General features: G+C 70.4%; 19 protein-coding genes. 1 reads left to right on the forward strand and 18 read right to left on the reverse strand.

All coding sequences use genetic code 11. The features are described 5' to 3' along the window. Positions 1-7 precede the first annotated feature (7 nt). The 7 genes from NX784_RS09675 to NX784_RS09705 form a co-directional block, all read right to left on the reverse strand. Positions 8-1,279, reverse strand: a complete 1,272-nt coding sequence (locus NX784_RS09675; RefSeq protein WP_258816430.1) for a dicarboxylate/amino acid:cation symporter — start codon at positions 1,277-1,279, stop codon at positions 8-10. Between the two features lie 227 nt (positions 1,280-1,506). Further along, positions 1,507-1,896 carry a hypothetical protein gene (locus tag NX784_RS09680; RefSeq protein ID WP_258816431.1) on the reverse strand — a complete coding sequence of 130 codons (390 nt, stop codon included), beginning with the start codon at positions 1,894-1,896 and terminating at the stop codon, positions 1,507-1,509. 62 nt (positions 1,897-1,958) lie between these two features. Next, positions 1,959-3,215 carry a hypothetical protein gene (locus tag NX784_RS09685; RefSeq protein ID WP_258816432.1) on the reverse strand — a complete coding sequence of 419 codons (1,257 nt, stop codon included), beginning with the start codon at positions 3,213-3,215 and terminating at the stop codon, positions 1,959-1,961. Positions 3,216-3,341: 126 nt separating this feature from the next. Continuing rightward, positions 3,342-3,755, reverse strand: coding sequence for a lytic transglycosylase domain-containing protein (locus tag NX784_RS09690; RefSeq protein ID WP_258816433.1), 414 nt, complete (start codon positions 3,753-3,755; stop codon positions 3,342-3,344). Beyond that, on the reverse strand, positions 3,755-7,474 hold the full coding sequence (locus NX784_RS09695; protein WP_258816434.1) for a hypothetical protein: 3,720 nt from the start codon (positions 7,472-7,474) through the stop codon (positions 3,755-3,757). Before NX784_RS09695 ends, NX784_RS09690 begins: the two co-directional genes overlap by 1 nt. A gap of 98 nt (positions 7,475-7,572) precedes the next feature. Further along, a complete protein-coding gene (sctC, locus tag NX784_RS09700) occupies positions 7,573-9,312 on the reverse strand; it encodes a type III secretion system outer membrane ring subunit SctC (RefSeq protein WP_258816435.1) in 1,740 nt (579 codons plus the stop codon). Between the two features lie 29 nt (positions 9,313-9,341). After that, positions 9,342-10,736 carry a helix-turn-helix transcriptional regulator gene (locus tag NX784_RS09705; protein ID WP_258816436.1) on the reverse strand — a complete coding sequence of 465 codons (1,395 nt, stop codon included), beginning with the start codon at positions 10,734-10,736 and terminating at the stop codon, positions 9,342-9,344. Positions 10,737-10,937: 201 nt separating this feature from the next. On the opposite strand from NX784_RS09705, the gene NX784_RS09710 reads away from it, so the two are divergent. Next, positions 10,938-11,621 (forward strand): response regulator, encoded by a 684-nt coding sequence (locus NX784_RS09710; protein WP_258816437.1) that lies wholly within the window; start codon positions 10,938-10,940, stop codon positions 11,619-11,621. Positions 11,622-11,636: 15 nt separating this feature from the next. Here NX784_RS09710 and NX784_RS09715 read toward each other — a convergent pair whose 3' ends face one another. From NX784_RS09715 to NX784_RS09765, 11 genes are all read right to left on the reverse strand, one after another. Beyond that, on the reverse strand, positions 11,637-12,119 hold the full coding sequence (locus NX784_RS09715) for a T6SS effector amidase Tae4 family protein (RefSeq protein ID WP_258816438.1): 483 nt from the start codon (positions 12,117-12,119) through the stop codon (positions 11,637-11,639). Between the two features lie 14 nt (positions 12,120-12,133). Then, a complete protein-coding gene (locus NX784_RS09720; protein ID WP_258816439.1) occupies positions 12,134-12,589 on the reverse strand; it encodes a Rap1a/Tai family immunity protein in 456 nt (151 codons plus the stop codon). After that, the gene (locus NX784_RS09725) at positions 12,567-13,058 is read right to left on the reverse strand and encodes an Hcp family type VI secretion system effector (RefSeq protein ID WP_258816440.1); all 492 of its coding nucleotides are present in this window, start codon (positions 13,056-13,058) and stop codon (positions 12,567-12,569) included. The genes NX784_RS09720 and NX784_RS09725 overlap by 23 nt, the downstream gene beginning before the upstream one ends. A 64-nt stretch (positions 13,059-13,122) precedes the next feature. Next, on the reverse strand, positions 13,123-15,681 hold the full coding sequence (locus NX784_RS09730; protein WP_258816441.1) for an ATP-binding protein: 2,559 nt from the start codon (positions 15,679-15,681) through the stop codon (positions 13,123-13,125). An 8-nt stretch (positions 15,682-15,689) separates the two neighbouring features. Beyond that, positions 15,690-16,517, reverse strand: a complete 828-nt coding sequence (sctT, locus tag NX784_RS09735) for a type III secretion system export apparatus subunit SctT (protein WP_258816442.1) — start codon at positions 16,515-16,517, stop codon at positions 15,690-15,692. Then, positions 16,514-17,023 carry a hypothetical protein gene (locus tag NX784_RS09740; protein WP_258816443.1) on the reverse strand — a complete coding sequence of 170 codons (510 nt, stop codon included), beginning with the start codon at positions 17,021-17,023 and terminating at the stop codon, positions 16,514-16,516. Before NX784_RS09740 ends, sctT begins: the two co-directional genes overlap by 4 nt. Beyond that, on the reverse strand, positions 17,020-18,351 hold the full coding sequence (gene sctN / locus NX784_RS09745) for a type III secretion system ATPase SctN (RefSeq protein ID WP_258816444.1): 1,332 nt from the start codon (positions 18,349-18,351) through the stop codon (positions 17,020-17,022). Before sctN ends, NX784_RS09740 begins: the two co-directional genes overlap by 4 nt. Then, complete coding sequence (sctL, locus tag NX784_RS09750) at positions 18,348-19,019, reverse strand: type III secretion system stator protein SctL (protein WP_258816445.1); 672 nt, start codon at positions 19,017-19,019, stop codon at positions 18,348-18,350. The genes sctN and sctL overlap by 4 nt, the downstream gene beginning before the upstream one ends. Beyond that, positions 19,004-19,660, reverse strand: a complete 657-nt coding sequence (locus NX784_RS09755; RefSeq protein ID WP_258816446.1) for a type III secretion protein HrpB4 — start codon at positions 19,658-19,660, stop codon at positions 19,004-19,006. Before NX784_RS09755 ends, sctL begins: the two co-directional genes overlap by 16 nt. Then, positions 19,660-20,418 (reverse strand): type III secretion system inner membrane ring lipoprotein SctJ, encoded by a 759-nt coding sequence (gene sctJ, locus NX784_RS09760; RefSeq protein ID WP_258816447.1) that lies wholly within the window; start codon positions 20,416-20,418, stop codon positions 19,660-19,662. The genes NX784_RS09755 and sctJ overlap by 1 nt, the downstream gene beginning before the upstream one ends. 16 nt (positions 20,419-20,434) lie before the next feature. Beyond that, positions 20,435-20,821 carry a hypothetical protein gene (locus NX784_RS09765; RefSeq protein ID WP_258816448.1) on the reverse strand — a complete coding sequence of 129 codons (387 nt, stop codon included), beginning with the start codon at positions 20,819-20,821 and terminating at the stop codon, positions 20,435-20,437. Positions 20,822-20,825: the final 4 nt, after the last annotated feature.

Genomic DNA, 20,825 nt, shown 5'->3' on the forward strand with positions numbered 1-20,825 from the left:
CAGAGGGTCAGCCGACTTGCGCGGCGACCGGGGCGACCTGTTGCGGCGACGTCTCCAGCGCGTCTTCCCAGTTGGCGACGACGGCCGTGGCGATGGCGTTGCCGACCGCGTTGGTGGCCGAGCGGCCCATGTCGAGGAACTGGTCGATGCCCATCAGCAGCAGGAGGCCCGCTTCGGGGATATGGAACTGGTTCAAGGTGGCGGCGATCACGACGAGCGACGCGCGCGGCACGCCGGCCATGCCCTTCGACGTCAGCATCAGCAGCAGGAGCATGGTGATCTGCGTGCTCAGCGCCAGGTCGATGCCGTAGGCCTGCGTGATGAACAGGACGGCGAACGTGCAGTACATCATCGAGCCGTCCAGGTTGAACGAGTACCCCATCGGCAGCACGAAGCTGGAGATCTTGCGCTGCACGCCGAACTGGTCCAGCGCCAGCAGCAGCTTCGGATACGCCGCTTCCGAGCTCGCGGTCGAGAACGCGAGCAGGAACGGTTCGCGGATCAGCACCAGCAGGCGCAGCACGCGCTTGCCGATGAACAGCGAGCCGCCCAGGATCATCAGCAGCCACAGGCACACGAGGCCCAGGTAGAAGCCGCCCATGAATTTCGCGAACGTGACGAGGATGCCCAGGCCGTTCGTGGTGATGACCGACGTCATCGCGGCGAACACGGCCAGCGGCGCCAGTTTCATGATGACGCCCGTGATGCGCAGCATGACCTGCGCCAGCTGGTCGACGACGGCGGTGAGGCCGGCTGCCGACTGACCCAGCGCGCCCAGCGCGCCGCCGAAGAACAGCGAGAACACGAGCACTTGCAGGATCTCGTTGTTGGCCATCGCCTCGATCGGCGACTTCGGCACGAGGTGGACGACGAAGTCCTTCAAGGTGAACGCGGACGTCTTCAGCCCGGTGGCGGCGTCGACCGGCGGCAGCGGCAGGTTCAGGTGGGCACCCAGCTGCATCACGTTGGACAGGATCATGCCGAGGCTCAGCGACGTCAGCGAGGCGATCACGAACCACGCCATGGCCTTGACGCCGATGCGGCCGGCGGCGCGGCCGTCGCCCATGTGCGCGATGCCGACCGTCAAGGTCGAGAACACGAGCAGCGAGATGATCATCTTGATCAGGCGGAGGAACACATCGGTGACGATGGAAACGTGTGCCGCGATGTCGGCACTGACCTGCTTGTCCGCGACGGTCTCATGGCAACCGTAGCCGACTGCGACACCCAGTACCATCGCGATCAGGATGTACAGGGTCAGGGGGCGTGTCTTCTTCAATTTAATCTCCAAGATCGCGGCGCTTGCTGCGCCGCGTGTTGTCATGACCCGGCGGGGCACCGGGTGTATGGACAACAGCAATACACATGCCAGAATGGCCACCAGAAATTTGTTCTGGCAACCCTATGATTTGGAAGGAGTTTTTCTAGAGAAACTTGCAGATGGCGGCCCATACCGTACCGAAATCCAGAGGGTCCGGCAGGGCGCCGTATGAAAACTTGGAAGGGTTACTGCGACAGCGACTTCAGGCCTTTGCCCAGTTCCTCGATGACGGCGTTCTTCGACTGGTTGACGGCAATCTGGTTCTGGATCTGGGCCAGCGCATTCTGCGCGGCCATGGTGGCCATCGCGGACGCGTGCATGGCCGCCATGTCGTTGCCGGCGGGCGCCGGCGCAGGTCCCCGCGGCGGCGGACGCAGCTGGCGTGGCGCCGCGCCGGCGCCTCCCGGGTTGCCGGTCCGGACGGCGGGCGCCGCCAGCTTGGCCAGCGGTCCGTTGACGACCGCGCGCGCGGGTCGGACGGCGGCGGCGCCGGCAGCCGGCGCGTTGGCTGGCGCCGCAGTCGCGTGCACGCCGATCGTCCCCGCGGACGGCGTGCCGATACGATTGATGGTCATGATGGTTCTCCTGGTTCACATTGACGGCACGGACGTCGCCGACCGCGCCGGACGGGTTGACGTTATTGCGACAGCGCCTTGACGCCCTTGCCCAGCTCGTCCTCGACCTGGTTCTTGGCCTGGTTGAGCGCGATCTCGTTCTGGATGCGGGCGATCGCGTCCTGGGCCGCCATCGTGGCGCGTGCCGCTGCCTCGGAGGCCGCGATGTCCGCGCCGGCGGCGCCATAGGTGCCGGCACTGGCGGCGACATCCGCGCCGCCCGGCGCGGCGCCGCCGCCGTTGGCGCCGTCCTTGTCCTTGCGCTTGTCGGCGTCCTTGTCCGCGACCTTGTCGGTGCCCTTGCCCGCGTCCTTGTCCGCGACCTTGTCGGTGCCTTTGCCGGCATCCTTGTCGGCGGTCTTGCCCGCGCCCTTGCAGGCGTCCTTGCCGGCGTTCGTGTCGGCCAGCTTTTCCGACGTGTGGGGGGCGCCCGTGTCCGGACGCTTGCCGGCCGTGTCATGGCCGGCGTCCGCGCCGCCGCCGCGATGGCCGCGGCGGCCCGCGAGCGCGTCCGCCGCGAGCGGGGCCGCCGCGCCGGCCGCCAGCAGCGCTGCGCCGCCCGCCGCCGCACCCGCGCCGGCGCCCGCGCCCGCGCCGACCTTCTGGGCCACCTCGTTCGCGGCGGCGCCGGCCGCGAGTCCCGCGCCGCTTTCCGCCGCGCGCTTGAACAGGCCCTTCGGACCGCCGACGACGTCGCCCACGAAGCCCTGCACCGCCGAATTGCCGACGTGGCCGGCCTCCATCGCGCCCACCACCGCGTTCGCCGCCATGCCCTCCGGCGTCAGGTCGCAGGCGAGCGACACGGCATCGCCGGCCACGCCCATGACGTCGCCGCAGGCCTTGCGGAAATCGCCCGAGGCGATGTCCTTGGCGGCGTTGACCGTGCCGTTCACCGTGCCCTCGACGGCATCGGCCACGTCCTGGACCATCTTGTCGGCCACGTTGCGCTCGAAGTCGACCGCCTTGTCCTCGAAGCCCTTGACCTTCTGTGCCATCTTGTCGAGCGACTTATTCAGGTGCATGTCGGTGGTGGCGTCGCAGATCGCCTCGATTTCGGTCTTGGGCAGCTCGGTGAATGCCTTGACGCTGCACTGCGCGCAGCGCACCGCGTCGTTGAGGGCCGCCTTGAACCTGCCGTGGGCGACGTCGTCCACCATGTGGGCGGCCGCCTCCCCGGCGTGGACGACGTCCTTCGCGATGTGTTCGACGCCGTGCACGACGTCCTTGGCCGCATGCTCGATCGCATGGCCCAGATGTTTGAAGAAGCTCTTGAAGCTCATGTTGTTGCCTTTCTGCGAGTTGAAATTGGATTCCCCACGGGCCGCGAAGCGCCCCTTCCAGCGTAGCGGCCGCGGCGCGGCGGGCCGGCGCGCGGAACGAAGCCGCGCGCTGCGGCGCGAAGCGGCTCAGCCGCCGTGCGCTTCGACGATGCGCCGGATCGACGCCTGGTAGCGGGCGCGCTCCGCCGGCGTCTCGGAGTGGTAGGCGCCCACCGCGTCCCACGTGTTGCCGTACTTGAGCATCATCTTGCGCAGGTGCCAGGCGGCGACGTAGACGCCGACGCACGGCTCCATCAACTGCGATGGATCGATGCCCCAGCGCCGCAGTTCGCCGGCGTGGATCGAGTTGATCTGCATGAGGCCATAGTCGACGGAGCCGTTGGCGTTGCGGTGCAGCGCGTCGCGGCGGCCGTGCGACTCCTGCCACGCGATGGCGCGCAGCACGGCCGGATTGACGTGCTGGTACGCGGCCGCATCGTCGAAGCAGTCGGCGTGCGCCGACGCGGCCACGCACAGGGCGAGCGCGGCGAGGCGGCGCATCACACGGCCCCGGGTTCGTGGTCGGATGGTTCGGCGTGCGGCGCGGGCTGTTGGGCCCACGCGCGCACGACGTCCGGCGGCGCCGCCGTCGCGTACAGTTCACGGTCCGTGTTCACCGTGCGGCTGGCCATCGACACGAGGCCGAAGTTCAGGCCGCGCACGTCGGCGGCGCTCTGCGACTCGATCGCCTGCATCTGCATTGGCACCCACGAATGCTCGTCGCTCAGGCGCGCCATCATGTGCTGCGAGATCTGCGCGAGCTGCGGATCGTCCGGATTGCGCGCATGGATGGCCGACGCCAGCGCGGCGCTCTCGTCGAGCCCCTTGCGCACGTCGGCGCGCAGGCGCGAACGCACCGCGTAGCGCTGGCCGGCGCCCGCCCAGTTCTCGACGCGGGACATGAACTTCTGCATCTCCTGCGGTCCCTCTTCCGGTCCGTGCGCCGCCACGAACACGCGCTCGAGCTGCTCGTGGCGGCCCGGCTCGGCCACCATCGCCTTGAAGTGGGCGGGGTCGCGGTAATCGACTTCGCGCAGCGTATAGGTCTCGGACAGGCGGCCGTTGTCGACGAGCGCGCGGAACGTCGTGTTGACGCCCTTGTCTACCAGGCTGAGATTCATCTGCTTGCCGAACATCGGGATCGGACGGTTCAACGTCTCGGACGTCGGGTCCGTCGTGGTGCCCGGCGCGAACGTGCCGCTGCCGCCGGCCACGGGAACCGTCGGCATGACCGTGGAGCCGCTCACCGTGGCATTCACCTGGAAGCGCGACAACTCGTTATTGCGGATCATGCGGTGGTCGCCCGTGGTCTCCGTACGGCGGTTCATGGCTTTCGACGTGAGGTCGGCGGTGATGCTGCTGGCTACGCTCACGCCCGCGGCCTCGAACGGCTTGGGCGACGCGATGCCCACGGCGCGCGCGTTGGCCGACGCGGTGGCCGTGTGGTGCACGCTGTTGGCGGACTGGGACTGCCAGCCGATCGACAGCGTGTCGCTTTCGAGGAATTCGCTCGCGACGTGTTCCCACGTCCGCGCCGGGTCCAGCTTGGCGCCGTCCGGGCCCTTGGCCAGGGCGAACATGGTGTCGATGAACTTGACCATCTCGTCGCGCGACTTGCCGGCATTCCAGCCTTCGCCGTTCGGATTCTCCTCGCGCATCGTGCGCACCATCACGCCGCGCACCTGCGTCGTGTCGCCCGCGAGCGGCGTGACGGTCGCGGCACCGCCGCCCTGCAGGCCGAATTTCGAGAAGCCCTTGCGCACCGACGCCGCGATGCCGCCACCGAGGCCGCCGGCGAGCTGGCGCTGGGTGCCGAGGAACACTTCGGCGCCGTGATGGCTCGTGCCGAAACTGAACACGGCATTGCTGCCGTGCAGCACGCGCACGTCGGCCACCGGCGCCACCGATCCCTTCATGGTCCAGCAGGACATCGCCGCCGTGAACTGCTCGGATGCCTTCTTCAGCGCGATCGACACCGCGTTGGTGTTGATGCCCAGCGTGCCGCCGTTCGACGCGGTGACCACGGCGCCCCATTGGTGTTCCTGCATGAAGCTGCGCACGAACGCCTGCACGCCTTCCGGGGTCAGGTCGGCCGGCTTCGTGTTGGCCGGGTCGACGAGGGTGGCGGCCTTGCGCATGGCCGCGCCGAACGCCGTCTCCTTGTTGGCCGTCGGGCTGCCTGCCGGCGCCGGCTCGGACTCGTGCAGGCCGCCTTCCTTGGCCCACGCGCGCACGTTCGCCAGGGTCACGCTCTTGCCTTCCCAGTGCGTCAGCTTGGCGGCCAGCGCCTGCACGCCGCTTTCCGGCACGCCGTGCCGCGCCGCGATGTCGAGCGCCACCTGCATCAGCGCGTTCTTGTCGAGCACGTGGCCGAGCGGGCGCGTCTGCTCCATCGTGCCTGTCACGTGGTTCAGCAGCGCGCTGCGCTCCACCGCGGACGGCAGCGGCGTGCCCGGCGTGGCCAGCGCGTGCGCGTCCACGCCAGTCGTCGGCAGATGCGCCGCGAGGTGTTCGCTCAGCGTCTTCATCGCGGTGCCGACGTGCTTGTCGAGCGCTGTCATGTTGTCGTCCGGGTGGCCTTGCGCGGCATTGTTGACGCCCATCGAGCGCAGCGAATCGATCGGCGACTTCTTGCGGCCGAAGGCGTTGTGCAGGCCCGTCATCGCCAGCTTTGCCTGCGCCTTCACGAACGGCACGGCGGTGGCCGGCTTGCGCACGTCCAGCTTCACCGCGCTGTTCTTTTCGTGCTTGGCCGCGCGCGCCACGTACTTGCCGAACTTGGCGAGACGGCCCTGCAGCTTCGACAGGTCGGTGCCCGGACCGCTTGCGCGGAAGCCCTGCTTCCACGCGAACACCGCCGCTTTCTCGGCCGGCGGCAGTGCCGCATATGGACTCGCGCCCGCGACGGCAGGCGCCGCATGCATGCGCAGCTCGACGGCAAGCACGGTTTCCGCCAGCGTGGCCGGAGCACCCGTCGCCACCTTCAGCGTGGCGTGCATGCCCGCCTGCGCCAACGGGTCGCCGTGTACGAGCTTGAGCTCTTCCGAGACCTTGGCGGCTGCCGTCAGCAGCCGCTGCATGCCGGCCTGGCGCTCGGGCGCGGGCGGCGGCTGCATCATCTTCAGCAGCGCCTGGAAGCCCGCATGCGTGGACGCCAGGCCGGCCGCCGTGCGCAGCGCGTCGACGCCCGCCCCTTCCAGCGTCCCGGACTTCAGCGCGTGCAGCATCGCGTCCACTTGCGGCCCGGAGCACAGGGTGGCCAGTGCGGCTGTCGCGCGCCCGGGGTCGCGCGCGCATGCCTGCGCCAGGTGCTCGCCCACCAGCAGGTGCTGGGTGAACGGGAAGCTGGTGGCCGGCGGGTCGGCCGGCAGATGGCTGCCGCTGGGCGCGGCCGGTCCGGCCAGCGCGGGCATCAGGTGCTCGACCAGCACGGTCAGGCGCGCCGCAGACTGCATCTGGTTGCGCGGATGGGCGAACATGTTCCACACGTGGTCCTTCATTGCGACCTCGTCGTGCAGCGCCGCCATGGGCGCGGCCGGCTTGCCCGTCTTGGCCGGCGTCGGTACTTCGGGCGCGATCTGCTTGACGACAGTGCGCATCGTCTTGAGGTAATTGTTACGGTTGGCGCCGAGCGGGCCTTTCGGCAAGGGCTGGCCCGGCGCCGGCGGCGGCGGCGCGGGCCGCATGCGCGGGGGCAGCTTCGCGGGCGCCAGCGCGGGGCCGGTCTGCGGCAGCTGCACGCCCTTGGCCGGCCGCGTGCGCACGCGCGTGAACAGGCTCGACGTCTGTGTCGATACGTGCTTCGGAGCCGGATTGCGTATCGTGTGGGCCACGTCGTTGACCGTCGGCCGGCGCGGGGTGGCGCGGGCGGCAGGCGGCGCGGCAGGCGGCGCGGCGGGGGGCGCGGCGGGGGGCGCGGCGGGGGGCGCGGCGGGGGGCGCGGCGGGCGGCGGGGTCGGGTGCGTTTCCGCGACTTCCTCGATCTCGCTGATGGACGGTGCCACCGGATGGACGGCCGCGCTCCTGCGGCTGCTGCGGTTGCCGCTGTCGCTGCTGGCGCTGCGGATCAGTTGCGCAAGCGTCGGCAACCGGTTCAGTTCCGCAGGCGCGCTGCCGCGGCGGCCACGGGGCACGGCGGCCGGCGCGGTCGACGGCGTTTCGGTGGCATGGTCGTCGACGTGATGGGTAGCGATTTGGGAAGTGCTGCCGGTGCGGATCATGCGGAACTCCTTGAGAAGATGCGTTGGGTCAGCTTAGCGGGCGCGGACGGCCCCTTCGCGCGGCAAGCGAAGGCGTCGCCGCCGCGGCGAAGCACGGGTCACGTGGGCGTGACGATGCGCGGCGTGAGCAGGAACAGGCGGCGGAATTTCTGCTTCTGGTCCTGCTTGTTCTTGAAGAGGGCGCCGACGACGGGCAGCTTCGAGAGGAACGGCACGTCCGTGTTGCCAGTGGTGATCTGCTCGACCGAGTACCCGCCGATCAGGAGGCTTTCGCCGTCGCGGATCAGCGCCTCCGTGTCGATCTCGCTGTTGTTCACGACCGGGAGCTGGCCCACCAGTTGGCCCGTCAGCTGGCCGTCCTCGATGTGGACCGTGAGCCGGATTCCGCCGTCGGCCTGCGGCACCACCATCGGCAGCACGCGCAGCGACGTGCCGGCCGACACGCTGTACAGGTCGGACGATTGATAGCCCGCGACCGGCACGTAGAACGTCGTCTTGTTGTCCATGACGGCTTCCACGTGGTCCAGCGTGGCGACCTTCGGACTCGCCGTGATGCGCGCTTCGCTGGTCTGCTCCAGCGCGCTGACGCGGGCCAGCAGATAGCGGCCGGCGCCGCCCAGCACGGCCGTCAACGTGCCGCCGGTGGGCGTCATGGCGGGCGTGTTGTCGGCGGTGGGCGTGCCGAAGCCGGACGGGTTCAGGGAGCCCGGGAAGCCGGCCTGCGCCAGGTTGCCGGCGCCCGTCTCCAGGTCGACGTGGCTGCCGTGCAAGCGCCAGTCGACGCCCAGCTGCGCCAGCGCGTTCTCGGTGACGTCGATGATGCTCGCGCTGATCTCCAGCACCTGCGGCCGCGTGTCGAGCGTGGCGATCAGGCGTTCGTAGTCGGCCATCTTTTCCGGCAGATCGCGCACCAGCACGGCGTTCGTGCGCGGGTCGGGCTGGATCGTGGGCATGTCGTCCTCGGCCGGCGCGGCGCCCTGCCCCGCGGGCGCCGCGGGCTCGGTCGCGGTGCCCGTCGGCAGCGGCGGCTTGCGCGGCGCGTTGTCGGCGCCGCCCAGGCCCGGCAGCGCGGCGCTCCAGAAGCCGCCCGGCGCGGCCGGCTGCCCGGTCTTCGGCGCGGCACTGGCGACGCGCGCCACGAGTCCTGTCGCCATCGGCGCCAGCGGCGGCGCCGCCGCGTTTTTCTGGTAGATGCTGCGCAGGATGCCGGCCACGCCGGGCAGCGTGACCTGCTGGCCGCCGATGCGCAGCGGATGGTCGGCCGCCCACGCATACCGCAGCGGAAACACGCGTACCTCGAGCGTGCGCCGCTGCTGGTGGTCGACGTCGATCTTGTGCGCGAGCTCCGTGAGCAGCTCCACGTAGCGCGGCGGACCGGACACGAGCACCGTGTCGGTCGGGTCGTCGTACACGATCGCAAAGCGCGGATCGGCGATGCGCAGGCGCGCGACGGCGGCGCGCAGGTCGGCCGGATGGGCATGCGTGAAGCCGATCGACGCGCCCTTCACCTCGTTGGCGCCGGCCACGTACAGCACGGTGCCGTCGTAGTACCAGACGAAGCCGAACGACGCGGCCAGGTGGTCGAGGAAGCGCTGCGGCGGCTCGGCGAAGCTGCCGGTGACGTTGCCCTCGACCTGGGGCGAGATCGACGCCATCACGTTCTGGCTCGCGGCCAGTTCGCGCAGGATCTCCTTGACGTCCTTGTGGTCGGCGACGTACTTGATGCTGCCGGTGCGCCAGGGGATCGTGTGCGCGGCGGCGGGTGCCGCGCTTGCCGGGTGCGCGCAGGCGAGCCAGAGCGCCAGCAGCGCGGCGCCGGACGGGGAACACTTGTGCATGGGACTCCTGTGGTGGTGGCGGGCGGCGTTCAGCGGCAGACGCTGGCCGACGGCGCTTCGTTGAACTGTTTGCGGTAGCCGCGGATCAGCGACGAGCGGCTCTTCAGCCCGACCCGGTGCGCGGTCTTGAGGATGCCGTCACTGGCGCCGTCGTCGGCCAGCAGCTCGGCGCGCACGGCGTCGAGCCGCATGCGCCGCAGCACGGCGGTCGGCGACATGCCGAGGTTCTCGCGGAACGCCAGTTGCAGCGCGCGTTCCGTGACGCCGATATGCGCCGCGATCTCGCCCGTGGACAGGTCGTTGTTGCGATAGTGGTCCGCGATGTAACGGTAGGCGCGGCGGTACTTGGCCGGCAGGCGCGCGCTGATGTCGTCGCTGGGCTGGGCGGCCGGCGGCGCCATGCCGTCCAGCGGCTTGATGACCTGGGTCTCGCTGCGCAGGCATTGCAGCGCCTCGGCCGTGTAGGCGGCATACGCCTTCAGCGCCGCCGCGCTGTCGCCCTTCAGCATCGCGATCTTGGCCTGGCAGTAGCGCTGGTCCAGGCTCCAGCGGCGGTCGCGCGGGTCGGCGTGGCGGCCGCGCTGCAGGCTCTGCTCGGCCAGGTCGACGTGGTCGCCGGCCAGCGCCGCGAGCGCGATCTCGACGTGCAGGGCGACGTCGCCGGCGCAGTGGCGATACAGCACGCTCATCACGTCGCGCTCGCCGTCGGCCAGGCGCAGAAGCAGGGCCAGGCACGCATGGCGCCGTGCCGCCAGTTCCGGCGCCGGCCGGCGGGCGTCGCAGGCGGCCATCGCGTCGGCGAAGCGCTGCCACTCTTCGCGGTGGTCGCCGCGCACCGCGGCCGACTGCCAGAACACGTGATCGCGCAGGCCGGCGGCGCAGCGCACGCCCAGCCGCACGGCGCAGTCGAGCGCGAGCAGGTCGGCCAGCAGCAGCCAACGGCCGTCCTCGGCCGCCTCGCCCAGCGCGCGCGCCTGGCGCAGCGCGTCGTCGCACGCGGCCTGCTGGCCCAGCTGGTGGTGCACGAGGGCCGCCCCCAGCACCGCCTCGGCCTTCTGCGGCACGGTCGCGGCGCCGTCCTGGACGATACGGGCGAAACAGTGCAGCGCGGCGCTGTAGCGGTGCAGGTTCAGCGCCTGCCAGCCCGCATTGCGGCACGACAGCAGGCGCACGGCATCGTTCGAGCCCTGCAGTTTTTGCGCGCGCCGGAAATGGTCTTCGGCGTCTTCTTCGTAGCCCAGCAGCAGGGCCGCGTCGGCCAGCGCCTGCAGCGCCGGCGCGTCGGCCGTCCCGTCGTCACCGCCCAGCCGGCGCGCGTGGCGGTGGGCGGCCTCGAAATCTCCTTCCTGCATGGCGCGGGCATAGGACGGCATGGCCTGGTCATGGGTTTGTGCGGAAATCAGCGCGAGATAAATCTGAAACATGGGCGTCACCTCGTTCGTGCAACATGCGATGGGAGCAGCGCCGGGTTGGCTGTCTGCAGTGCAACCATGGTCGCAAAACAACGGAACGCTGACGATCCCGCATATGTCGGATAGCCCGTCCGACAATTGTCCGACGCAAACATTTAGTCTATGGTAATGTAAAAATGTTTCCAATTCTCAAGTAACAAACTCGGAGAACAGATGAGCGACGTGGCAGAATTGACGATCCTGGTGCTGGAAGACCAGGGCCTGGTGCGCGCCGGCATGCGGGAACTGATCCGGATCGCGCAGCCGGCCGCGCACATCGAAGAGGCGGCGACCTACGACGACGCGATCGCGCTGCTCGGCACGAAGCGGTTCGACCTCGCCTTCCTGGATTTCACGCTGAAATCCGAGAAGACGGGACTCGACGTGCTGAAATACCTGCGCGAACAGAATCTCGAGACCCGCGCCATCATGCTGTCGGCCCGCGCCGACCGGCCGCTGGTCCTCGAATGCATCCAGGCCGGCGCCTGCGGCTACATCCCGAAGGACATGGACCACGAAGGCATCTTCCAGCGCGCGCTGGACACCGTGTTCCAGGGCGGCATCTTCGTGCCGGTGACGGCGATGGCGCGCGACGGCATGCACACGCCGCCCGTCACGCCGCTGCCCAGCGTGCCCGCGGCCGAGCTGGGCGTGACGGGACGCTGCGCCGAAGTGCTGTACTACCTGTGCCAGGGCTTGCCGAACAAGACGATCGCCAGCAAGATGCAGGTCGAGGAAGGCACGATCCGCAAGGATTACGTGCCCAAGCTGTTCCGCATCTTCCAGGTCACGCGCCGCACCGAATTGCTGGTCGAGGTGTCGCGCCGCGGGGTCATCATCCCGCCGCTGCCCCACTGAGCGGCGCGGCGGGTTTCACGGGCATTCCCAGAACCAGCATTCGACGGCCTGCACATACACGTGGCCGCCCTCGCACGCGAGGCGGTGATGCGAGTCGTGGCAGATCAGGTCGATGTGTCCCTGCGGGTCGTACGGCCCCCACAGGCCGACGAAGCGGATCACGCCGTGCCGGTCGCCGACGCGCTCGCGCAACAGCGCGGCGCCGAATTTTTCGGGTTCGCCCCAGATCGTGCACAGGTAGTTGGCCAGCGTCTCCTGCTTGATCTCGATGAACCTCCCACGGTACTTGCCCGCTTCGATCCTCAGGTAGCCGGCCGGGAGGTGGACGCCGGCGCCGTGAAGGGCGAGGCTCATGCGGATGGCGCAGGTGTTGCGCCAGTCCGAGTCGAGTATTTTTTCCGTGTGTCCGATCCAGCGCCACAGCTCTTCGGGCGGGACGTTGTACGGATCGGGGAAATGCGTGCGCAGCAGCGCATAGGGTGGTGTGGGCCTGAGCATCGAGTCCTCCCGGGTCAAGGGCAGCAGCCATCGGGCGGACAAGGCCAGCGAATTTGCCACATGCGCACGAGATGATCCGATGCGCGCTCCTTCCGCTGCGCGGCCGTCAACTTGCGCAGGTAAGCCATCGCGTCCGCGCGCATGGCCTCGGGCGACTGCTTGTGCAGCTTGACGTGCGTGCGACCCGTGTAGCACCACAACCCGCTCTCGGTCGCGTCATAGACGCCCTTGATGTACTCGACGGCGTCGGCATTCCCCTGCTCCAGCCTGTGCAGCAACTGCGCACCGGTGAGCCACGGCGACGGCGCCGGAATCGTCTTGGCCGGCGTCCCCGGCATGATGAACGGATGCTCGTCATCCGGCACCTGGGTCACCGCCGCGGAGGACGCCGCCAGCATCAGGGCCAGCACGGCGGCGGCTGCACGCACGTTCGACAGGGCGCCCATGTCATGCGACCCGGTTGGTGGCAAGGTCCCAGCCGCCGGCGGTATTGCCGCCCGCGCCGCCCGCGATGCGCTGCTGGGTGTAGCGCCACTTCACGCGGGAGAATTTCAGGCCGACGTGGTCCAGCATGCCGATGCCCGCGGCCACGGACTGCGCCACGTCGCCGATCACCACGTTGTCCAGCTCGACCTCGTAATACTTGACGCGCGTGCCCTGGCCGTCCGCCCGGAAGAATTCGAACCGCGCCTTCGGGATCGTCCGGCCCATCGCGCAGTGCTGGGCCAGCAGCGGCGACGCCAGGTCGCACAGCTTGGTGAACGCCACTTCCGACAGTTCCGCGCGTTCGGCCGTGTGGCCGCCCGCCGTCGACGCCGTCGCGCTCCTGGGCTGGTGCAGCTTCCAGTTGACTGAAGCGCATTCGATCCAGCCGGGATGCTCGCCGTCGGCCGATTCGCCCCTGATGCCGTCGATCTGCAGATATACGTCGATTGCCATCGCTGCCTCCGTGAAGTTGACGGGGCATCGTCGCAAACCCTGCGCCGGCAGGCGTTATTGGCGATCAACCTCCGGCTGACGGCAGATCAACCGCAGTGCTGCCGCATGCGGCGCGGATGGTGGCCAGCAGCGCCGCCGCGCACACGGGCTTGCGCAGCACCGTCGCGTGTTCCAGCTCGTCCGTCAAAGCGACCCGCGCGCTCTCGCCGGTCAGCACGACGACGGGCAGCGCCCGGTCGAATTCGCGCGTCACCACGCGCACGACGTCGCGCGCCGTGCGGCCGCCCGGCAGCGAATAGTCCGTCAGCACGAGGTCGGGCATGCGTTCGAGTCCCGGCAGCAGCGCTTCCAGCGCGGCCAGCGACTCGACCGATTCGTACAGCACCCGGTATTCGCGCAGCAGCACCTCCGTCGATTGGCGCACGAGGCCGTCGTCCTCGACGTACAGCACGTACAGGCCGGCGACGTCGGCCGCATCCGTGGGCGCGACGGTGGCCGCTACCGGGGCCGCCACGTCGCCTGCGCAGGCACGGGGTACGCTGACGGAAAAGCGGCTGCCGACGCCGGCCCGCGAGCGCAGCTTCAGGGCGTGGCGTTCGAGCAGCGCCAGCGACGATGCGACGATCGACAGGCCGAGACCGATGCCGCGGTTCCGGTCGCGCCCCGGATTGTCGACCTGGAAGAACGGTTTGAAGACCTGCTTCTGCAACGCGTCCGGGATGCCGACGCCGTTGTCGACGATGTCGACCCGGCAGTGGTGGCGCAGCCGCACGACGCCCACGACGACGACCGCACCGCCGGGTCGCGCGGGATCGCTGTACTTGATGGCGTTCGACAGCAGGTTGGCGAGCACCCGGCCCAGCATCTGGCGGTCGCTGCGCACGGCCAGCGAGCCCTCGGCGGGCATGCGCAGCCGGATGGTCACCTGGCGCGGCTCGCTGAGCGGGCGCAGCGCCAGCACCGTCTCGGCGACCAGTTCGCCGAGGTCGAAGCTGCCGTACTCGGCGACGATGGCGCCGCATTCCAGCCGCGACAATTCCAGCACCGCGTTGAACGACGAGCGCATGGCGTTCGTCGCTTTCTGCGTCGTGTCGAGCAGCTCGCGGCCGCGGGCGACGTCGCCGCGGTCGAGCGCATGGCTGGCCGCACCGAGCAGGTTGCCGATGGCCTGCATCGGCTGGCGCAGGTCGTGCGCGGCCTCCGCGACGAACTGCGATTTCTTGTGGTTCTCGTGCAGCGCGCGGCGGCGCGACCGTTCCTTGTCGCGGAACTTGAAGAAGCCCACGACGGCCACCAGCAGCGCCACCACGACGCCCAGCGCCAGTTCGAGCTTCTCGTTTTTCAACTCGGCCTGCTGCAACTGCGTCTTTTCGCGCAGCGCCGCAATCTCCTTCTGGCGCGCCGTGAATTCGAATTCGGACCGGATCTTCAACGTGGCGCGATCGAGCGCGTGCGCGGCGACGTCGTCCTTCAACGTGCCGAGCTCGCGCACCGTGGCATACGCGTCGCGGAACTGGCCGGCCCGCTCGTACGCCTTCGCCAGGCTGTCCAGCGTGTCGATGAGGGCCTCGTCGTTCTTGCCGGCCCGGTACACCGCCAGCGCCGCGCGCACCTCGCCCTCGCCCTGGCGCACGGCACCCAGTCCGATATGGCACAGGCCGATGTTCGCGCGCACGTCGGCGCTGTCGCCGGCGCCGGGATTCGGCGGCAGCAGCGCCAGCGCGCCCTCGGCCAGGCGCAGGCAGTCGGCGTAGCGGCCGGCCTTCCAGGCGTTTTGACTGCGCCTGAGCTGCATCCTCTCCTCGAGCTGCTTGTCGCCCACCAGCCGCGCCAGCGACAGCGCCTGCTGGCAAGCGCGTTCGGAGCGCTCAGGCTGAGCCAGCGCATCGTACAAGTCGCAGCGGCCCGCCGCCAGCGTGCCCTGCATCGCTTGCGCGTGCTGGGCGTCGACGATCGCCTGCGCCTGCAGGTTGTAGTCGAGCGCCTGGCGGTAGTCGCCCATCTGCGTGTACAGCGTGCTGATGTTGTTCAGGGCGATCGCGCGGTGCAGGACGTCGGTCCGGCTGCGGCCGTCCAGCAGGCCCAGCGCGGCGGTCTGGTGGCGCAGCGCGCTCTTCATGTCGCCCTGCTGCTCGGAACACATGGCGGCCGTGTCGTGCATGGCGGCGCTCGTGCGGTGCACGGCGCCGTCGTCGCGCGCGAGCGCCACCTCGATCAGCTGCACGCACTCGACCTGCCGGCTGTCGAACAGCGACAGCACGCGGGCCCGGTAGTTCTGCGCCCACAGCTCGCTCTGCAGATCGTGTTCGCGCGCGCCGAACGCAGCCAGCTCGTCGATGTAGCGGCGCGCCCGCTCGTCGTGTGCCTCGATGTAGAAGTTGACGAGGGTGTTCAGCGTCTTGCTGCGGTCGTCGAGCGTGGACGACGCCGGCATATGGTCGTGCAACGCCTGCAGCTGCGCCAGCGCCGCCTGGCGGTCGGTCTGGAACAGTCCGTGGATCCGCATCAGTTCCGCATGCACGGGCGTTTCCGGCGGCTCGGCCGCCTGCGCGGTGCCGGCACCGCTGAACGCCACACACGACAACCACACACCACGAAGGAACAAGGAACGCAGGACGGACATGACGACTTTCATCGGTTGGGCGCCGCGCCCAGCACGCCATGCCGGACGAAGCGCTCGAAATGCTCGAAGGTGAACGAGGTCTTCGCCTGTTCGGCGAAGGTGCCGGTCAACAGCACCAGCATCAGCAGCGCGACGGCGCCGCGCACCGGCTGGCTCAACGTGGTCGGCTCGAGCTTGTCGGCCGCCTTGGCCACGAGCCCGAACCCCAGGTCGATCAGCACCAGCACGAGCATCACGGGCGCCGCCAGCTTGACGGTGGCCGCCGCGATGCCGTCGACCTGGCTGATCAGGAAACTGTCGGCCAGCGCGTCCAGCGACGGCAAAGTCGCCGTCAGCGGCCACCAGCGGAACGAGGCGAAGATCGCCCCCAGCAGGAACAGCATGCCGCCGGAGACATAGAACAGCACGATCGCGAACTGGATCAGCACGTTCGACACGGGCGTGGCCTGCTCGCCGCGCAGCGGATTGCTGGTCTGGACGTTGTTGAAGCCCGCCATGTTGTCGATCACCACTCCCACGCTTTGCGCTATCCAGAACACCGGCGACGCCACATAGCCGATCACCATGCCGATGAACATCTCCTTCCCCACCAGGATCAGCGCGGTCACGCCGTCCAGCCGCGCCAGCGTGTCGGCCGGCTGGCCGACCGCGATGAACCAGCCGATCAGGTACACCACGCCGTTGCGCGCGCCACCCGGCAGCACCTGGTCCGACGTCGCCGGCAGCACGACGAACACCACCAGCAGCCGGATGCTGCACAGCGCCAGCAGGGTCACCACCGCGTACAGGCTTTCGTGCGCCTGCCACAGCGTGGCGAGGTTGTCGATGCCGTTCATGCCGTCGCCTCCGCCCTGCCCGCGCCGCGCCGCGCCAGCGCCGCCTCGGCCGCTTCCTCGTCCTGCGCATCCTGCTGCGCCGCGTCGGCAAACCGGGCTTCGTCGGCCAGGCGGCGCGCCAGGTCGTCGCGCCGCGCGGTGGCCGCGGCGATTTCCTGCCGAGTTTGCCGAATGTCGTCCCGTTTGTCCAAGACATTTTGCTGCGCCGCACCCAGCGCGGCGCCGGCCGCGGCCCACCGGGCGGCGAGCTGGCCGCGCCACGCGTCGTACTCGAGGTACCGCTGCGGCGATACGCCGGCCGCGCCGGCCAGTAGCGCGTCGAGCCGCGCGGCATGATCGGCCAGCGCGGCGTCGGCCACGGCGACGGCGGCGGCGCGCTGCGACGCGGCCTCCTCGGCCTCGGCCAGCGCCGCCCGGCGCGTGGCCAGCGTGCGCTCCAGGCGGCCGATGGCGCGCGTCGTGACCCCGTGCAGCGTGTGCCAGGGCGAGCGGCGGGCCCCGCTCATGATGCGAGCGCGGCCAGCTGCCGCAACGTGTCGCCGGGGTCCGCGCATTCGTCCGTCGCCTGGTTGAGGAAGGCGGCGATGGCGCCCTGGCGGGCGATGGCGTCGTCGGCCTCGGGGTCGGCGCCGGCCTGGTATTCGCCGATCTGCAGCAGCGTCTCGACGGCGTCGTACTTGGCCATCAGCGCGCGCACGCGGCCCGCGTGGGCGCGGTGGTCGGCGTCGACGACCTGGCTCATCACGCGGCTCAGGCTTCCGAGCACGTCGATCGCCGGGTACTGGTTGCGGGCGGCGATGCGGCGCGACAGGATGAGGTGGCCGTCGAGGATGCCGCGCACCTCCTCGCTGATCGGGTCGCTGCCGCTGTCGTCCTCGGCCAGCACCGTGTACAGCGCCGTGATCGAGCCGTGCTCGCCCATGCCCGCCCGCTCCAGCAGGCGCGGAAGTTCCGCGAACACGGAGGGCGGAAAACCGCGCCGGGCCGGCGGCTCGCCCGCCGCGAGGCCGATCTCGCGCTGCGCGCGCGCGAAGCGGGTCAGCGAATCCATCATCAACAGCACACGCTGGCCGCGGTCGCGGAACCATTCGGCGATGGCGGTGCCGACGAAGGCGGCCTTGGCGCGCTCGATCGACGAGCGGTCGGACGTGGCGCACACGACGACGCTGCGCGCCATGCCGGCCGGCCCCAGCACCATCTCCATGAATTCGCGCACCTCGCGGCCCCGTTCGCCGATCAGGACGATCACATTGACGTCGCTCGCGGTGCCGCGCGCCAGCATGCCCAGCAACGTGCTCTTGCCCACGCCGGCGGGCGCGAACACGCCCATGCGCTGGCCCTCGCCCAGCGTGGTCAGGCCGTCGATCAGGCGCACACCCGTCGGCAGCGCCGTGTCGATCAGCCGACGCGTCATCGGATTCGGCGCCGGCGCATGGATGCTGACGTGCTCCGCGCAATGCAGCGGACCGGCGCCGTCGATCGGGCGGCCGAAACCGTCCAGCACGCGGCCGCGCAACTCGTGCCCGACACCCACCGCGAGCGGCCGCCCATGGCCCGTCACCCTGGTCGCGCGGCACAGTCCTTCGACGCTGCCGAACGGCGCCAGTACCGCGAGGTGGCGCGTGAAGCCGACCACCTCGGCCTGCTGCAGCAGGCTGCCGTCGGCCTGGCGCAGGTCGCACAATTCGCCCAACTGGACGGCGAGGCCGCCCACGCGCAGCAACGTCCCCGTCACTTCGACGACCTTGCCGACGCGCGCCGCGACAGGCTGCGCGGCGACCGCCGCTTCCATGGCGTCGGCCAGCGCGTGCAATGCGTGCGCGCGGTCGTTCATGGTGCCGTCTCCAGCGCGCGGTCGAGCGATTGGCGCAGCGCAGCCAGTTGGGCCGGCAGGCCGGCGTCGAGCACGCCGTCGTCCCATTCGCATACGCAGCTGCCGGGCGCCAGCGCCGCATCCTCGACGATGGCCGGGCGCACGGCCCAGGCGGTGCCGGCGAAGACCTGGTGCACGTGTGCCGCGTCGTCCGGGTGGATGGTCACCGTCAGGAACGAGGCCTGTTCCAGCTCGGCGCCGACGAGGTCCGCGGCGCGCCGGAACAGGCTCTCGCGCGGGGCGTCCGTCAACAGCTTGCGCGCGGCCGCGAACACGATGGCCGCCAGCCGTTCGCGCATCGCCATGAGTGCCGCCCGGCCGTCGCGCGCGCCCGCCTGCATGCGCGCGTGCGCATCCGCGAGGCCCTGGCGGTGGCCGGCCGCGTAGCCGAGCCGCGTGCTGCCGGCCGTACGCCGCTCGGCGTCGGCCTCGATCGCCGTCGCGCGCGCCTCCGCTGCGGCCACGATGGCGGCAGCCCGCTGTTCGGCCTCGGCCAGCAGCGCGGCGCCGCGGTCGTCGAGCGCCTGCGCCGCGGCATCCAGCGCCAGCACCCGCGCCAGGTCGTCGCGCCGCACGACGTCGCCGCCGACGCCAAGCAGGCCCGTGTCGCCTCTCAGCCAAATAACCATGCCAACTCCGGATACAGGGTGGGAAGGAGCGCCGTCAGCGCGGCGCTGTCGCCGGTCGGCCCCTCGGCCAGGCCGCCGGCATGCGCGACGGCGCCCGCCGGCAGCACCACCTGCACGAGCCGGCGCAGCGTGGGGTCGCCCCACGCGCCGTCGCGCTCGAAGCGGGCGTAGCCGTCGACGGCCCAGTCCAGCAAGGTCGCGTGGTCCGGCCAGGCCGCAGGGCGATCGCTCGCGGCGTCGGCGCCGGCCGCGCGCAGGCCCGCCAGCGCCGGGGCACCGACGAACCCGCGCAGCCCGGCCAGCAGCGCACCGTCGACGCAGCGCGCCAGCGCGGCCCGGTGCGTGTACAGCGCACGCGCCGCCAGCACGACGAGCAGCGCGGGCTTGTCCAGCGTGGCCAGACGATGCGTCGGCGGCGTGAACGCGGCCGGCGCCACAGGCCCGAGCCGCAACCGGCTGCGCAGCAGCGCGCTGCGCCACAGCGGCGCGAGGTCCGGCGACGGCGGCACGAAGCCCTCGTCGCGCGCGAGTGCGTCGAGCCAGCTCGGGTCGATGTCGTCGGCCAGCCGCCGCAGGCGCGACTGGTAGGCCTGCAGCAGCAGCGACAGTTCGAGCACGGGCAGCAGTGGTGTCGCGTCCATTACGCCACGCCCTCGCGCCGCGTCACGCGCGAGCGCAACCGCGCCAGCGCGGCGGCCGCCCAGGCGCGGCGGTGCAGCCGCCATGCGGCCAGCGCGAGCGCCAACGCCGCGAGCGCGGCCAGGCCGCCCCACAGCAGGCCGTGCGGCAACCGCCCCACGCGCGGCGGCAGCGGCGCAGCGGCGGCGCCCTGCACCAGCACGACGCTGACGTTGTCGTAGCTGAGCCCCTCGACGCTGTGCACGACGAGGTTCTTGATGCCGGGGACGAGCGACGCGACGTCCGTATTCGGACGGTACTTGATGAACACGGACGCGCTGGGCGGCTTCACGACGCTAGCCAGCGGATCGTTGTTCGGCAGCGCGATCTCGACGTGCGCCAGCGCCACGCCGTCGATGTCGTTCAGCGTGCGCGCGAGCTGCTGCGAGACGCCGAAGATGAAGCGCACGCGCTCCTCCGTGGGCGTCGAGATCAGGCCGTCTTTCTTGAACATCTCGCCCAGGTTCGTGTACTTCGCATGCGGCAGGCCGTGCGCGTGCAGCGCTTCCATGGCGCGCGCGAAGTCGTCGTCGGCGACGCTGACGAGCCAGCTCTTGCCGTCGTCGGGCGAACTCTTGCTCGCGTCGATGCCGGCTTCCAGCAGCACGGTCACCATGTCGTTGGCGTCGCCTTCGGACAGCTGCGCATACAGCTGCTTGCTGCAGCCGGCCAGCGCGGCGGCGAGGCACAGCAGCACAAGGAGGGATCGGAAGGTGGTCACGTCGGCTCCCGGTGGGTCATTGGTTCTTCATCAGTGTCTGGATCGCCGTCTTGCCGGATTCGGCCAGCGTGTTCACGACGTTCAGCTTGAACGACAGCACCGCCATGTCGGACTGCATGTGCATGACGGCGGCGGCGGCTTCCGGCATGCTCGTCGTGTCGCCGATCGAGAACGACTGGATGGTCTCCAGCGTGGCCTTGGCGGCCTGGTCTTCGGCACCGACGATGCGGCTCAGCTGCGACGGGCCGTGCGCGTGCGTGTGGCCGGCGGGACCCTGGCCGATCTGCTGCATCAAGGCGGCGAAGCGGTCGACGAGCGCGGGCGGCGCGGACGGTGCGGCTTCGGCCGGCGCGACGGGGGCCGCCGGGGCGACGGGCGAGACGGGGGGAAGGGGTGCGATCATGTCG

Origin of the sequence: Massilia pinisoli, from assembly GCF_024753285.1 — a bacterium.
In the GTDB taxonomy this organism is placed as follows: Bacteria; Pseudomonadota; Gammaproteobacteria; order Burkholderiales; family Burkholderiaceae_D; genus Telluria; species Telluria pinisoli.

Coding starts and splice junctions, on each gene's coding strand:
- NX784_RS09690 (WP_258816433.1), bottom strand. CDS start 3,755: ATGCGCCGCCTCGCCGCGCTCGCCCTGTGCGTGGCCGCGTCGGCGCAC.
- NX784_RS09695 (WP_258816434.1), bottom strand. CDS start 7,474: ATGATCCGCACCGGCAGCACTTCCCAAATCGCTACCCATCACGTCGAC.
- sctN (WP_258816444.1), bottom strand. CDS start 18,351: ATGAACGACCGCGCGCACGCATTGCACGCGCTGGCCGACGCCATGGAA.
- NX784_RS09730 (WP_258816441.1), bottom strand. CDS start 15,681: ATGTCCGTCCTGCGTTCCTTGTTCCTTCGTGGTGTGTGGTTGTCGTGT.
- sctC (WP_258816435.1), bottom strand. CDS start 9,312: ATGCACAAGTGTTCCCCGTCCGGCGCCGCGCTGCTGGCGCTCTGGCTC.
- sctT (WP_258816442.1), bottom strand. CDS start 16,517: ATGAACGGCATCGACAACCTCGCCACGCTGTGGCAGGCGCACGAAAGC.
- sctL (WP_258816445.1), bottom strand. CDS start 19,019: ATGGTTATTTGGCTGAGAGGCGACACGGGCCTGCTTGGCGTCGGCGGC.
- NX784_RS09725 (WP_258816440.1), bottom strand. CDS start 13,058: ATGGCAATCGACGTATATCTGCAGATCGACGGCATCAGGGGCGAATCG.
- NX784_RS09685 (WP_258816432.1), bottom strand. CDS start 3,215: ATGAGCTTCAAGAGCTTCTTCAAACATCTGGGCCATGCGATCGAGCAT.
- NX784_RS09705 (WP_258816436.1), bottom strand. CDS start 10,736: ATGTTTCAGATTTATCTCGCGCTGATTTCCGCACAAACCCATGACCAG.
- NX784_RS09765 (WP_258816448.1), bottom strand. CDS start 20,821: ATGATCGCACCCCTTCCCCCCGTCTCGCCCGTCGCCCCGGCGGCCCCC.
- NX784_RS09740 (WP_258816443.1), bottom strand. CDS start 17,023: ATGAGCGGGGCCCGCCGCTCGCCCTGGCACACGCTGCACGGGGTCACG.
- NX784_RS09680 (WP_258816431.1), bottom strand. CDS start 1,896: ATGACCATCAATCGTATCGGCACGCCGTCCGCGGGGACGATCGGCGTG.
- NX784_RS09715 (WP_258816438.1), bottom strand. CDS start 12,119: ATGCTCAGGCCCACACCACCCTATGCGCTGCTGCGCACGCATTTCCCC.
- NX784_RS09710 (WP_258816437.1), top strand. CDS start 10,938: ATGAGCGACGTGGCAGAATTGACGATCCTGGTGCTGGAAGACCAGGGC.
- NX784_RS09755 (WP_258816446.1), bottom strand. CDS start 19,660: ATGGACGCGACACCACTGCTGCCCGTGCTCGAACTGTCGCTGCTGCTG.